Raw genomic sequence first — 14,899 nt, 5'->3', positions numbered from 1 at the left:
AGCGAAGGAAGGCCGAAGCCCCCGATCACCTGCATTAATCACAGTGCACCTTTCAAAAAAACCGCCGCGTTGGGACAGACCGGCAGATGAAACACCGGTACGTTGCTCGCTACACATTTTTTGGAATCGCCCAGCAAAGACTGCTTGGTAATCGGCAACTCCTGCAATTCAGGCGAATCCACAGAAGTTGTATCAAGAAGGGAGCGTAGTCTACCGGAATGCTCCTTTCAGCTCAAACCTTGATCTTCGTCTATTGGCTGCCAATGCAATTTCCAGCCTTCCTGCGCATTGCCATCAAGACCCGGCAGGTTCGCCACCGCGAGCAATTCTTCGCCGCGAAACAGCAGCGGCAATCTGCCACGCACGAAGCCCGGCACCGCGCGCTCGTTGAGCAAGCGCTTGAGGTCGCGATGCCCCCGCTCGGCCAGATGCATCACTTCGCCGCCCTGCCGATAAGCAATGCGCAACGGCCCGCGAGGAGTCTGTCCGCTGAACATGACACGCCCGTTATCGGGCAAGCGTAGCGGTGACGCCGGAGCCTGCCAGTCGCTGCCGATCACTGGCGCGCGTAGCCAGTCGCCGCTGAGCCACCACAGACGACCGGCGCTGCGGTGCAGCTCACCATCGGCCAGACACCAGACAGGCGAAGCGCTCTGAGCGGCGTCGCAAAGATTTTTCCAACCCGACCAATGGTCAGTCTCAGGCAGACGCGTCAGTGGTTCGAGCCAGTGACTCGCCGCATTGCGCTGACGGGCGGCAGACAACCCTGCCAGCGACGCCAGTTCCAGCGACTGCAATCCCAGCCATTCGAATGCATGAGGGGATTGCGCCTGAGCCAGATCCATCTGTGCCAGCTCATCGAGCAGGCCTTGCGCTTCACGCAGATGCGCAGCGCTACGGGCCATGCTGGCCTGTGCTTGCGGCCAGCGTTCAGTCAGCAGTGGCATGATTTGCTGGCGCAAATAATTGCGCGAGAATTGCGAATCCTGATTCGACGGGTCTTCGATCCAGAGCAATTGATGGGCCAGTGCATAGGCCTCCAATTCGGCCCGGGTGATATCGAGCAGGGGTCTGACCAGAACCCCCTGCCCCAGCGGTCGCTCACCCGGCATGCCTGATAATCCTCGAACCCCGGCGCCGCGCAACAGACGGAACATCAGCGTTTCAGCCTGATCATCACGATGCTGCCCGGTCAGCAGCACGCCATTGGCTTGAGTCAACGAGCTGAACAGCGCATAACGCGCATCCCGCGCCGCCCGCTCCAGACTTGCCCCGGGCTTCACTGTCACTCGCTCGATCCGCAGCGGCACACCCAGCGCATCGCAAACGGACTGGCAATGTTGCGGCCACGCATCAGCCGCAGCCTGAAGGCCGTGATGGATGTGGATGGCGCTGAGCGTCGGGAGGGATTCGGTTTTTGCCAGATCGGCAAGCAGGTGCAGCAGGACGGTGGAATCGAGACCACCGGAAAACGCGATGCGCCAATGAGTGGCGTTGCGCCACGGCTCAAGATTCAGCAGAAGCCGGGAAGGCAAATCAATCATGGACTGGCCCATATTTAACTCTTTGCCCCAAAACAAATGTAGGAGTGAGCCTGCTCGCGATAGCGGTGTGACAGCCAACACATTAGTTGAATGTTACGCCCTCATCGCGAGCAGGCTCACTCCTACAGGGGTATTGCGTTCGACTTAGAGGCCGTAGCTCATCAGTCGATCGTAACGACGCTTCAACAGCGCTTCGTTATCGAACTTCTTCAGCATCGCCAGTTGCGAGCTCAGCTCGGCACGGATCGACGCAGCAGCAGCGGCCGGATCACGGTGGGCGCCGCCCAGAGGCTCGCCAATCACTTTGTCGACAATGCCCAGGCCTTTCAGACGCTCGGCAGTGATGCCCATCGCTTCAGCGGCATCAGGCGCTTTTTCTGCGGTTTTCCACAGAATCGAAGCGCAACCTTCCGGCGAGATCACCGCGTAGGTCGAATATTGCAGCATGTTCAGCTGATCGCAGACGCCAATGGCCAGTGCACCACCGGAACCACCCTCACCGATAACGGTGGCGATGATCGGGGTTTTCAGGCGCGACATCACACGCAGGTTCCAGGCGATGGCTTCGCTCTGGTTGCGTTCTTCAGCGTCAATCCCAGGATAAGCACCCGGGGTATCGATGAAGGTCAGGATCGGCATTTTGAAGCGCTCGGCCATTTCCATCAGACGGCAGGCCTTGCGGTAGCCTTCCGGACGCGGCATGCCGAAGTTGCGGCGCACCTTCTCACGGACTTCACGGCCTTTCTGGTGACCGATGATCATCACCGGCTGGTCTTCCAGACGGGCGATACCGCCAACGATAGCCGCGTCGTCAGAGAAGTGACGGTCGCCGTGCAACTCGTCGAACTCGGTGAAGATGTGCTCGATGTAATCGAGGGTGTACGGGCGTTTCGGGTGACGCGCAAGGCGTGCGATCTGCCAGCTGGTCAGCTTGCCGAAGATGTCTTCGGTCAGCGTTTTGCTCTTGTCCTGCAGGCGGGAGATCTCATCGCCGATATTCAGCGAATTGTCATTACCGACCAAGCGCAACTCTTCGATCTTGGCTTGCAGGTCGGCGATCGGCTGTTCGAAATCTAGAAAATTCGGGTTCATAGGCGTCCGTCTTGGGTCGTGTCCCAAATGAGCTTGGGCCGGCCGGTTGTCTATTCGCGCCCTACCTTAAGGGAGAGGCGCGCTGAGGTCGAGATTAAAAATTCAGGTTGTGGGCAGGCATTCTGATACCACCTGCCGGTCAACGGTATTGGAGGAAGACGTTGTCTCGCCCGAACTGGTCACGCAGGGCTTGAATCAAGGCATCCGCCGGGTCAATTCGCCAGGTCTCGCCAAACTGCAGCAAGGTCTTCGCATCGGGGCTGGTGTACTCCATGGTAATCGGGCACGCCCCGCGATGACGCTTGAGCAAGTCGCCCAACCAGCGTAGCTGATCACCCTTCAAGTCCTGGGTTTGCAGCTTCAGACGCAGGCTTTCGGCAAGGTTGGTGCGCGCGTCTTCCATGCTCATCACACGCTTGACCCGCAGACGCAGGCCGCCGGAGAAGTCGTCATTGCTGACCTCGCCTTCGACCACCACCATCGCATCGGTCTGCAGCAGCGATTGCGCAGAGTGGAAAGCATCGGCAAACAGCGACGCCTCGATCCGCCCCGAACGGTCGTCAAGGGTGATGAAACCCATCTTGTCGCCCTTTTTGTTCTTCATCACCCGCAGCGCGATGATCATGCCTGCCACGGTCTGCGTATCGCGAGCCGGCTTCAGATCAATGATGCGCTGCCGGGCGAAACGGCGGATCTCGCCTTCGTATTCGTCAATCGGGTGACCGGTCAGGTACAGGCCCAAGGTGTCTTTTTCACCCTTGAGGCGCTCCTTGAGGGTCAGTTCCTTGGCTTTGCGATGGCTCGCATAAACGTCGGCATCTTCCTCGACGAACAGCCCGCCAAACAGGTCGGCGTGCCCACTGTCGTGGGTGCGCGCGGTTTGTTCGGCCGCCTTGATCGCCTCTTCCATCGCCGCCAGCAGCACGGCACGGTTACGGTCGATATTGGCCTGGTAAGCCTTTTGCTCGTCGTGGAAGTACGGGCCCAGACGATCCAGCGCACCGCTGCGGATCAAGCCGTCGAGGGTACGTTTGTTGATACGTTTGAGGTCGACACGGGCGCAGAAGTCGAAAAGATCCTTGAACGGACCTGCCTGACGCGCCTCGGTGATCGCCTCAACCGGGCCCTGGCCGACGCCTTTGATCGCGCCGAGGCCATAGACGATGCGGCCGTCGTCGTTCACCGTGAACTTGAACTCCGAAGTGTTCACGTCCGGCGCGTCGAGGCGCAGTTTCATCGTGCGCACTTCCTCGATCAAGGTCACGACCTTGTCGGTGTTGTGCATATCCGCCGACAGTACCGCGGCCATGAACGGCGCCGGGTAGTGGGCTTTCAGCCAGGCGGTCTGGTACGAGACCAGGCCGTAGGCGGCGGAGTGGGATTTGTTGAAGCCGTAACCGGCAAACTTCTCTACCAGGTCGAAAATGTTACCGGCGAGGTCAGCGTCAATATTGTTGGTTGCGCAACCTTCAATGAAACCGCCGCGTTGCTTGGCCATTTCCTCGGGCTTTTTCTTACCCATCGCCCGACGGAGCATGTCCGCACCACCGAGGGTGTAACCGGCCATGACCTGGGCAATCTGCATCACCTGTTCCTGATACAGGATGATGCCGTACGTCGGCGCCAATACTGGCTTGAGGCCTTCGTACTGGTAGTCCGAGTGCGGGTACGCCAGTTCGGCGCGACCGTGCTTACGGTTGATGAAGTCGTCCACCATGCCGGATTGCAGCGGGCCCGGACGGAACAGCGCTACCAGTGCGATCAAGTCTTCCAGGCAGTCGGGCTTGAGCTTTTTGATCAGCTCTTTCATGCCGCGCGATTCAAGCTGGAACACCGCTGTGGTTTCAGCTTTTTGCAGCAATGTGTAAGTCGGTTTGTCGTCTAGCGGGATAAACGCGATATCCAGCGGCGGTTCGTTGACCTTGGCGCGGTCACGGTTGATGGTTTTCAGCGCCCAATCGATGATCGTCAGGGTCCGCAGACCGAGGAAGTCGAACTTCACCAGACCGGCGGCCTCAACGTCATCCTTGTCAAACTGGGTTACCAGACCGTCACCGGCCTCGTCGCAATAGATTGGCGAGAAGTCGGTCAGCTTGGTCGGTGCGATCACCACACCACCGGCGTGTTTACCGACGTTACGCACAACGCCTTCGAGCTTGCGCGCCATCTCCCAGATTTCCGCAGCCTCTTCATCGACCTTGATGAAGTCACGGAGGATTTCTTCCTGCTCGTAGGCTTTTTCCAGGGTCATGCCGACTTCGAACGGGATCATCTTCGACAGACGATCCGCCAGGCCGTAGGACTTGCCCTGCACCCGCGCCACGTCACGCACCACAGCCTTGGCGGCCATGGAACCGAACGTGATGATCTGGCTTACCGCGTTGCGGCCGTATTTCTCGGCCACATAGTCGATCACCCGGTCACGACCGTCCATGCAGAAGTCGACGTCGAAGTCGGGCATCGATACCCGTTCCGGGTTAAGGAAACGTTCGAACAGCAGGTCATATTCCAGCGGATCAAGGTCGGTGATCTTCTGCACGTAGGCCACCAGCGAGCCGGCACCCGACCCACGGCCAGGACCGACCGGTACGCCGTTGTTCTTGGCCCACTGAATAAAGTCCATCACGATCAGGAAGTAACCGGGGAAGCCCATCTGGATGATGATATCCAGCTCGAAATTCAAGCGATCGACGTAGACCTGACGCTTGGCTTCATAGTCTTCGGTGGTGTCTTTGGGCAGCAGTACCGCCAGTCGCTCTTCGAGTCCGTCGAAGGAGACTTTGCGGAAATACTCGTCGATGGTCATGCCATCGGGAATCGGGAAGTTGGGCAGGAAGTGCGTGCCCAGTTTCACGTCGATGTTGCAGCGCTTGGCGATCTCGACGGTGTTTTCGATAGCGTCAGGAATGTCGCTGAACAGCTCGGCCATTTCCTCGGCGCTTTTGAGGTATTGCTGATCGCTGTAATTCTTCGAACGGCGCGGATCGTCGAGGGCGCGGCCCTCACCGATGCACACGCGGGTCTCGTGGGCGGCGAAGTCTTCCTGCTTGATGAAGCGCACATCGTTGGTCGCCACCAGCGGCGCGCCAAGCTTGTCGGCCAGGGCCACGGCGCCGTGCAGTTGTTCTTCATCGTTGGGGCGATTGGTGCGCTGGATCTCCAGATAGAAACGATCCGGGAACACCGCCATCCATTCGCGCGCCAGGGCTTCAGCCTCGGCCGGGTTGCCGCCGATCATCGCCATGCCGATCTCGCCCTCTTTGGCAGCGGAGAGCATGATCAGGCCTTCGTTGGCTTCGGCGACCCACTCGCGTTCGACAATGATCATGCCGTTGCGCTGGCCTTCGATGAAGCCGCGCGAGATCAATTCGGTGAGGTTGCGATAGCCCTTGGCGTTCATCACCAACAGGCTGATCCGGCTCAGCGGTGCGTCCGGATCCTTGTTCGACAGCCACAGGTCGGCACCGCAGATCGGCTTGATGCCCGCGCCCATGGTGTTTTTATAGAATTTGACCAGGGAACACATGTTGTTCTGGTCGGTGACCGCGACCGCCGGCATGTTCATGGCGGTCAGCGCCTTGACCAGTGGCTTGATCCGCACCAGCCCGTCGACCAGGGAGTATTCAGTGTGCAGGCGTAGATGAACGAATGAAGCCGGCATAGTGATCCTGTCCAGTTACATAGAGACAACAAGGCCCGGATTGTACCGGGCCTTGAATAAAACATCAGCCTTGCGACTAAACCTGCGTCAGACCTTCCAGCGCCTCATAAGCCTGACGCACCGGGGCGAACGAGCGCCGGTGGATCGGCGTCGGACCAAGACGCACCAGCGCTTCCAGATGAACGGGCGTCGGGTAGCCTTTATGGCCCCCAATGCCGTAACCCGGATAGATCAATTCAAACGCGGCCATTTCGCGGTCACGGCTGACTTTGGCCAGAATCGACGCAGCGGCAATCGCCGGCACCTTGCCGTCGCCTTGCACAACAGCTTCAGCGCGCATCGGCAGTTGCGGGCAGCGGTTGCCGTCGATCATCGCCAGTTTCGGCTGAATGTGCAGACCCGCCACTGCGCGCTTCATGGCCAGCATGGTCGCGTGGAGGATGTTCAACTCGTCGATTTCTTCGACTTCGGCGCGGGCGATGCACCAACTGAGAGATTTCTCGATGATCTCGTCGTAGAGCTTTTCGCGCTTGGCTTCGGTGAGTTTCTTCGAATCGTTGAGACCGAGGATCGGCCGGTTCGGATCGAGGATCACCGCCGCCGTCACCACTGCACCGCACAACGGGCCACGACCGACTTCATCGACACCGGCAACCAATTCTTCAACTTCGGCGACCAAGGTGAAATCCAGACCCATTTGCATATCTTTCTTGCTCATCGTGTTTGACCGATCAGGTTGAGGACGGCGTCCGCCGCCTGATTGGATGCGTCCCGGCGCAGGGTGCGATGAATCTCGTCAAAGCCGCGCGTCTGTTCCTCGCCACCCTCGATCAATGGCGACAAGGTCTGTGCGAGCGTCTCAACTGTCGCATCATCCTGCAACAATTCCGGCACCAGCAAGCGTTGGGCCAGCAGGTTAGGCAAGGACACATAAGGACTCTTGACCATGCGTTTGAGAATCCAGAACGTCAGGGGCGCCAGGCGATAAGCGACCACCATCGGCCGCTTGTACAGCAACGCTTCAAGGGTCGCCGTGCCGGAAGCGATCAATACTGCGTTGCACGCTGCCAAGGCCAGATGGGACTTGCCGTCGAGCAACGTCACCGGCAGATCGCGGCCGACCAACAGCGCCTCGATCTGCGCACGCCGTTCTGCGTTGGCGCACGGCATGACGAAACGCAAACCCGGGCGCATGGCACGCAGGCGTTCGGCAGTATCGAGGAAAAGTGCGCCCAGCCGACTGACTTCTCCGCCGCGACTGCCGGGCATCAAAGCAACCAGCGGGCCATCGGGCAAGCCCAACTCGGCACGCGCTGCGGCTCGATCAGCTTCCAGAGGAATGGTATCGGCCAGCGTATGACCGACGAACCGCACCGGTACGCCCTTATCTTCATAGAATCTGGCTTCGAACGGCAGCAGGGTAAGCATCAGATCGCAGCCTTCACGGATCTTCAGCACACGTTTCTGCCGCCACGCCCACACCGACGGGCTGACGTAGTGCACGGTCTTGATCCCGGCCTGACGCAGTTTGAGTTCGATATTGAGGTTGAAATCCGGCGCATCGATACCGATGAACACGTCCGGTTTCTCGGCGATCAACGTGGCGATCAGATCCTTGCGGCGCTTGAGCAACTCACGCAGCCGGCCAAGCACTTCCACCAAACCCATGACCGACAAGCGCTCCATGGGAAAGTAAGACGTCAGGCCTTCAGCCTGCATCAACGGACCGCCGACACCGATGAATTCGACCGCCGGATGCTGTGCCTTGAGGGCGCGCATAAGACCGGCGCCCAGAATGTCACCGGAAGCCTCACCCGCCACCAGCGCAATACGCAAATTGGCCATGATCAGCGAGTGATGCCGCGAGTCGACGACTGGATGGAGTCGCGGAACACCGCAACTTCCGGGAATTGGGCCGCAGGCTCAACCAGCTCCGCCAGAGCCTGCTCGACCGTCAGTCCTTGGCGATAAACGGTTTTGTATGCGCGGCGCAACGCATGGATAGCGTCTTCGCTGAAACCGCGACGGCGCATGCCTTCGAAGTTCATGCTGCGCGCTTCGGCAGGGTTGCCAAATACGGTGACGTACGCCGGAACGTCCTTGCCGATGGCGGTACCCATGCCGGAAAAGCTGTGAGCACCGATGTGGCAATACTGGTGAACCAGGGTGAATCCGGAAAGAATCGCCCAGTCTTCAACGTGGACATGGCCGGCCAATGCGGTGTTGTTGACCAGAATGCAGTGATTGCCGATGACGCTGTCATGACCGATGTGGGCATAGGCCATGATCAGGTTGTGATCGCCCAGCGTGGTTTCCGAGCGGTCCTGCACGGTACCACGGTGAATCGTCACACCTTCGCGGATGACGTTGTGGTCACCGATCACCAGACGGGTTTCTTCACCCTTGTATTTCAGATCCGGCGTGTCCTCACCTACCGAGGAAAACTGGTAGATGCGATTGTGCTTGCCGATGCGGGTCGGGCCTTTGAGGATCACATGCGGCCCGATCACGGTACCCTCGCCGATTTCCACACCTGCGCCGATGATCGACCACGGGCCGACCTCGACGCCGTCTGCCAGTACGGCCGACGGATCGATGATTGCGCGAGGGTCAATCAAACTCATAGCTTGCGTTCCGCGCAGATGATTTCAGCGGAGCAGACTGGCTTGCCGTCGACCGAAGCCTGGCATTCGAATTTCCAGATCTGGCGCTTGCAGCTGATGAACTTGGCTTCGAGGATCAACTGATCACCCGGAAGCACAGGCTGGCGGAAGCGCAGCTTGTCGGAACCGACGAAGTAATACAGGGTGCCGTCGGCCGGTTTGACGTCGAGCATTTTGAAACCGAGGATCCCGGCAGCCTGAGCCATCGCCTCGATGATCAGCACGCCCGGCATGATTGGATGCGCCGGGAAGTGACCATTGAAGAACGGCTCATTGATGCTGACATTCTTGTAGGCGCGAATGCGCTTGCCTTCAGTGTCCAGTTCCACCACCCGGTCCACCAGCAGGAACGGGTAACGGTGAGGCAGGTATTCGCGAATCTCGTTGATGTCCATCATTTCGGGGGGAAGCCTATGTAAAGATTGGGAGCGCGACTGACGCGCACTCCTCTAGCAAATCAAGGAGGCAGTCTAGAGGCTGTGCACACTTGATATGGAAATGGTATCAGCCATCTGATGAAGCATTGCCGTCAGGGGTCACTTCCCCTACGCGCTTTTCCAGCTGTTTCAAACGTCGCGCGATGTCATCGAGCTGACGGATGCGTGCCGCGCTTTTGCGCCATTCGGCCGCTGGTTGCATGGCTGTGCCGGAAGAATACGCGCCCGGCTCGGTAATCGAGTGGGTCACCATGGTCATCCCGGTCAGGAAAACGTTGTCGCAAATATCAATGTGACCGACCAGACCGACACCGCCGGCGAGCATGCAGTGCTTGCCGATTTTGGTGCTGCCGGAGATCCCCACGCACGCCGCCATCGCGGTGTGATCACCGACCTGGACGTTGTGGGCAATCTGAATCTGGTTGTCGAGCTTCACGCCATTGCCGATCACGGTATCGGCCAGGGCGCCGCGGTCGATGGCGGTATTCACGCCGATCTCGACATCGTCGCCGATGGTCACGCCACCGATCTGGGCGATTTTCTGCCAGATACCTTTCTCATTGGCGAAACCGAAGCCTTCACCACCGAGCACCGCACCGGACTGGATCACCACCCGCTTGCCGATGCGCACATCGTGATACAGCGTCACCCGTGGAGCGAGCCAGCCGCCCTCACCGATTTCGCTGCGAGCACCGATCACGCAATGGGCACCCAAGGTCACTTGCGCACCAATCCGCGCACCGGCCTCGATCACCACGAAAGGCCCGACACTGGCGCTCGGATCAACCACCGCGTCTGCAGCAATCACCGCTGTGGGATGGATACCCGCTGTGGCTTTTGGCTTGGGATCGAACAAGTGAGAGAGACGTGCGTAAGCCAGATAAGGGTCCGGCACGACCAGCGCATTACCGGAAAAACCTTCGGCATCCGCGTACTTGAGCAGCAATGCTGCTGCCTGCGAACCCGCCAGGTATTTACGATATTGAGGATTTGCCAGAAAGCTCAACTGAGCTGGGCCAGCCTCTTGCAAAGTGGCTAGCCCAGTAATTTGCTTCTCCGGGTCGCCACGCAGGGTGGCGCCGAGGAACTCGGCCAACTGGCCGAGCTTGATAGTCACTGTCATGGGTTACTTCAGCTGATTCATGCGCTCGATAACCTGGCGTGTGATGTCGTACTGAGGTTTGACATCAATCACTGCGCCACGCTCGAACACCAGGTCAAAACCACCTTTTTTGATGACTTCTTCCACTGCGCTATCCAGTTTCGGCTTCAGTTGCTTGAGCATTTCGCGGTCGGCAACGGCTTTGGCTTCGTTCAGCTCCTTGGACTGGAACTGGAAGTCACGGGCCTTTTGCTTGAATTCCAGCTCCAGACGCTCACGCTCGCCTTGCTGCATCTTGTCGCCACCAGCCATCAGACGATCCTGAATACCCTTGGCACTGCTTTCCAGAGTCTTCAGTTTGGTCAGTTGAGGACCGAACTTTTTCTCGGCATCCACGGCGTACTTCTTCGCCGCATCGGATTCGAGCAGGGCCATCTGATAGTTCAGAACGGCAATTTTCATGTCGGCAAATGCCGGGCCTGCCACCATCAAGGAGGCCAGGAGAACCAATTGAGTCAACTTACGCACGATGCACTCCTACAAAATCCATTGTCGTTATCTTGGGTCAGACGCTTAGAACGTCTGGCCGAGGGAGAATTGGAACACTTGAGTTTCAGCTTCATCCGGTTTCTTGATCGGCATGGCCAACGCGAAGCTCAGAGGGCCCAGTGCGGTGACCCATGTCACGCCAACACCGACGGAACTGGCCATGTTGCTCAGGCTGATGTCGTTGCACTTGGTGTTCGACGACGAGCCATTGGCGTTGGTGGTGTCCTTGCACTGCGAATCGAATACGTTACCCACATCCCAGAATACCGACGTACGCAGGGAGCGTTGATCCTTGACGAACGGAAGCGGGAACAGAACTTCCACGCCGCCCTGAATCAGGACGTTGCCACCGAACGGCAGCGGGTCCTGGTCCGGGTCTATCGAAGTACCCGGGTTGGTGCCACGGCTCGGGGTACTGCGTGGACCCAGCGTACTGTCCTTGAAGCCACGTACCGAGTTGAAACCACCAGCATAGTAGTTTTCATAGAACGGCAAGCCGTCAGTCGAACCATAACCGTCGCCATAACCCAGCTCAGTGTGCAGACGCAGGGTGTAGTTTTCGCTGATCGGCTGGAACAGCTGACCACGGTAATCAAGCTTGTAGAACGACAGGTCGCTGCCCGGAATGGTGGTTTCCAGGGTCAGGCTCTGGGAACGACCACGGGTTGGCAGTACGCCTTTGTTCAGGGTCGACTCGGACCAGCCGGCCGACGCCTTGAAGTTCAGGTAGTTGTCGCCTTCCTTGTTAACGAAGTCAAAAATCTCGTCAACGGTGTATTTACCGGTCTTGATCTTGTCTTGCTGCGCGGACAGACCGAAGGTCAGACGCGAAGTCTCGCTGATCGGGTAGCCCACGTTCACGCCGGCACCCAGGCTGTCTACCGCATAGCTGGCTACGTCGACGTCGAGGTCTTTGTAGTCGGTGGTGCGATAGAACGCGTTGTAACCCAGGCTCACGCCATCGGCGGTCCAGTACGGGTCAACATAGCCAAAGTTGTAGCGGCTCTGGTATTCGCTTCGGGTCAGACCGACGCTGACGCGGTTACCGGTACCGAGGAAGTTGTTCTGGGTAATCGAACCACCGAGGATCAGACCGGCGCTCTGGGCGAAACCGACGCTGGCAGTGATCGAACCGGAAGCCTGCTCTTCAACGCTGTAGTTCACATCAACCTGGTCATCGACACCCGGAACTGCCGGGGTCTCGACGTTGACTTCTTTAAAGAAGCCCAGACGCTCAAGACGGGTCTTGGACTGGTCGATCAGGTAGGTCGAAGCCCAGCCACCTTCCATCTGACGCATTTCACGACGCAGCACTTCGTCTTCGGACTTGGTGTTGCCACGGAAGTTGATGCGGTTGACGTAGGCACGCTTGCCCGGATCGACAGCAAACAGGATGTCCACGGTGTGGTCATCATCGTGCGGCTGAGGCACGCCGTTGACGTTGGCGAAGGTGTAACCCTCGTTACCCAGACGGCGGGTGATCAGTTCGGAGGTGGTGGTCATCAGCTTGCGCGAGAACACCTGGCCTTTCTGCACCAGCAACAAGGACTTGACCTGATCTTCAGGGACTTTCAGATCACCGCTGAGCTTGACGTCGCGGACGGTGTACTTCTCGCCCTCGGTCACGTTGACGGTGATGTAGACGTGCTTCTTGTCCGGGGTGATGGACACCTGGGTCGAAGCGATATCCATGTTGATATAGCCGCGGTCCAGGTAGTAGGAACGCAGACGTTCCAGGTCACCGGAGAGTTTTTCACGGGCATATTTGTCATCGTTCTTGAAGAACGACAGCCAGTTGGTGGTTTTCAGCTCGAACAGATCGGTCAGGTCTTCCTCGGGGAAAACCGTGTTACCCACCACGTTGATGTGCTGAATGGCAGCAACGGTGCCTTCGTTGATCTTCACTTTCAGACCGACGCGGTTACGCGGCTGCGATACCACTTCGGTATCAACGGTCGCCGAGTAGCGGCCCTGTGCAACGTACTGACGTTGCAGCTCGTTACGCACACCTTCAAGGGTAGCGCGCTGGAAGATCTCGCCTTCGGCCAGACCGGATTGCTTGAGGCCTTTCATCAAGTCTTCAGTGGAGATCGCCTTGTTACCCTCGATCTCGATACTGGCGACGGATGGACGCTCGACAACCGTGATTACCAGAACGTTGCCTTCGCGGCCCAGCTGGATATCTTGAAAGAAACCGGTTTTGAACAACGCACGAGTGGATTCCACCAGGCGACGATCATCCGCCTGCTCGCCGACGTTCAACGGCAAGGCACCAAAGACGCTACCCGCGGAGACCCGCTGGAGGCCATTGACGCGAATATCAGAGATAGTGAAGGACTCGGCGTGAACTTCGGCGATCATCAATACGGTGAGAACCGCAGTTAGCAGCAGACGTTTCATGAAGTCCTTTCTTATTCCAACTGGCAATAAACAAACTGCCGCAAAATGCGGCAGATTCGCAATTCAGCGAAGCGTTACAGTCGACCCAGATCGTTGACCAGAGCAAGCAACATCACCCCGACCACCAAACTGATACCGATCTGTATCCCCCAACCTTGCACCCGATCCGACAAGGGACGACCACGCGCCCACTCGATCAGATAAAACAACAGATGCCCCCCATCCAGTACAGGAATGGGCAGCAAATTCAGAACCCCCAGGCTAATACTCAGATAAGCAAGGAAATTCAGGAAATCAGCGACGCCCGACTGGGCAGAAGCGCCCGCCACTTTAGCAATGGTTATCGGTCCACTCAAGTTTTTTACCGAGAGCTCGCCGAAGAGCATTTTCTTTAACGAATCGAGCGTCAGAATGCTCATGGTCCAAGTGCGACGGGCACCCTCGCCAATTGCGGCCAACGGCCCGTAACTGACCTCGCGAATCATCTCCGGCGGCCAGTCGATGGCTTTCACGCCGGCACCCAGGTAACCGCTTGGCGACTTGCTTTCACCGCGAGCGGCCAAGGTCACCGGGACGTCGATTTGAGCACCATCACGCTCGACGCGCAGCATGATTTTGGTATCAGGACGCGTACGAACGGTATCCACCACTTGCTGCCAGTCATTGAGTGCCTGGCCATCAAGCGTCAGCAGACGATCACCGGTTTTCAGGCCAGCCGCCTGAGCCGGGCCCTTCGGATCAAGCTCGGCAAGCACCGGCGGCAAGGCCGGACGCCATGGACGAATACCCAGAGAACGGATCGGATCCGGCTCATCAGCACCCTTGAGCCAGTGATCCAGCGCCAGTTCGCGCGGCGAATCTGCAGTAGAACCCTGCTCACGGACCAGCAACTGCAACGAGCCGCTCTCACCGAGTCGACGAACCAGTTGCAGATTGACAGCAGCCCAGCCAGAGGTCGGCTCGCCATCAATCGCAACAATTTCCTGACCTGCGCTCAAACCAGCCTTGGCCGCAATGCTACCGGACTCGACCGCCCCGATCACCGGACGCACCTGCTCGCTTCCGAGCATGGCCAGCACCCAGAAGAACACCAAGGCCAAAAGGAAGTTGGCAATTGGGCCGGCGGCGACAATGGCGATACGCTGGCGAACCGACTTGCGGTTGAACGACTGGTCGAGTTGATCGACCGGCACTTCACCTTCGCGCTCATCAAGCATCTTCACGTAACCACCCAACGGGATGGCAGCGACGACGAACTCGGTGCCTTGCTTGTCGTGCCAACGCAGCAACGGCATACCGAAGCCTACGGAAAAGCGCAGAACCTTGACGCCGCAGCGACGCGCGACCCAGAAATGGCCGAATTCGTGAAAGGTGACCAGCACACCCAAAGCGATCAGGGTGCCGGCAATCATATAGAGCGCGCTCATCTACTTTCTCCGCAATCCCGTTCA

Annotated in this window: 11 protein-coding genes; all 11 read right to left on the bottom strand. The window is 58.5% G+C overall.

The genetic code is table 11. From position 1 onward, the window contains the following. Positions 1 to 227: 227 nt before the first annotated feature. Positions 228 to 1,556, bottom strand: a complete 1,329-nt coding sequence (gene tilS, locus ACVVH8_RS06000; protein ID WP_475229019.1) for a tRNA lysidine(34) synthetase TilS — start codon at positions 1,554 to 1,556, stop codon at positions 228 to 230. A gap of 132 nt (positions 1,557 to 1,688) precedes the next feature. After that, entirely contained in the window at positions 1,689 to 2,636 is a 948-nt protein-coding gene (locus ACVVH8_RS05995; protein WP_038357918.1) for an acetyl-CoA carboxylase carboxyltransferase subunit alpha, read from the bottom strand. Positions 2,637 to 2,775: 139 nt separating this feature from the next. Then, positions 2,776 to 6,297, bottom strand: coding sequence for a DNA polymerase III subunit alpha (gene dnaE, locus ACVVH8_RS05990; RefSeq protein ID WP_475229016.1), 3,522 nt, complete (start codon positions 6,295 to 6,297; stop codon positions 2,776 to 2,778). Between the two features lie 76 nt (positions 6,298 to 6,373). Next, entirely contained in the window at positions 6,374 to 7,000 is a 627-nt protein-coding gene (gene rnhB, locus ACVVH8_RS05985) for a ribonuclease HII (protein ID WP_475231138.1), read from the bottom strand. A gap of 11 nt (positions 7,001 to 7,011) precedes the next feature. After that, positions 7,012 to 8,142: a lipid-A-disaccharide synthase gene (gene lpxB, locus ACVVH8_RS05980; protein WP_475229013.1), complete on the bottom strand. Its 1,131-nt coding sequence runs from the start codon at positions 8,140 to 8,142 to the stop codon at positions 7,012 to 7,014. Between the two features lie 2 nt (positions 8,143 to 8,144). After that, a complete protein-coding gene (gene lpxA / locus ACVVH8_RS05975) occupies positions 8,145 to 8,921 on the bottom strand; it encodes an acyl-ACP--UDP-N-acetylglucosamine O-acyltransferase (protein ID WP_103303027.1) in 777 nt (258 codons plus the stop codon). Further along, a complete protein-coding gene (fabZ, locus tag ACVVH8_RS05970) occupies positions 8,918 to 9,358 on the bottom strand; it encodes a 3-hydroxyacyl-ACP dehydratase FabZ (RefSeq protein WP_003222142.1) in 441 nt (146 codons plus the stop codon). Before fabZ ends, lpxA begins: the two co-directional genes overlap by 4 nt. A 106-nt stretch (positions 9,359 to 9,464) precedes the next feature. Further along, complete coding sequence (gene lpxD, locus ACVVH8_RS05965; protein WP_475229010.1) at positions 9,465 to 10,520, bottom strand: UDP-3-O-(3-hydroxymyristoyl)glucosamine N-acyltransferase; 1,056 nt, start codon at positions 10,518 to 10,520, stop codon at positions 9,465 to 9,467. A gap of 3 nt (positions 10,521 to 10,523) precedes the next feature. Continuing rightward, a complete protein-coding gene (locus ACVVH8_RS05960; RefSeq protein WP_007908849.1) occupies positions 10,524 to 11,027 on the bottom strand; it encodes an OmpH/Skp family outer membrane protein in 504 nt (167 codons plus the stop codon). A 45-nt stretch (positions 11,028 to 11,072) separates the two neighbouring features. Then, positions 11,073 to 13,448, bottom strand: a complete 2,376-nt coding sequence (gene bamA, locus ACVVH8_RS05955; RefSeq protein ID WP_213027697.1) for an outer membrane protein assembly factor BamA — start codon at positions 13,446 to 13,448, stop codon at positions 11,073 to 11,075. A gap of 74 nt (positions 13,449 to 13,522) precedes the next feature. Then, entirely contained in the window at positions 13,523 to 14,875 is a 1,353-nt protein-coding gene (rseP, locus tag ACVVH8_RS05950) for a sigma E protease regulator RseP (RefSeq protein ID WP_213027696.1), read from the bottom strand. Positions 14,876 to 14,899 lie beyond the last annotated feature (24 nt).

The sequence above is a fragment of the Pseudomonas trutticola BRTCR10 genome, assembly GCF_056155105.1.
The sequence above is the reverse complement of the archived record's forward strand: the minus strand, read 5'-3'. Positions and strand labels throughout refer to the sequence as shown.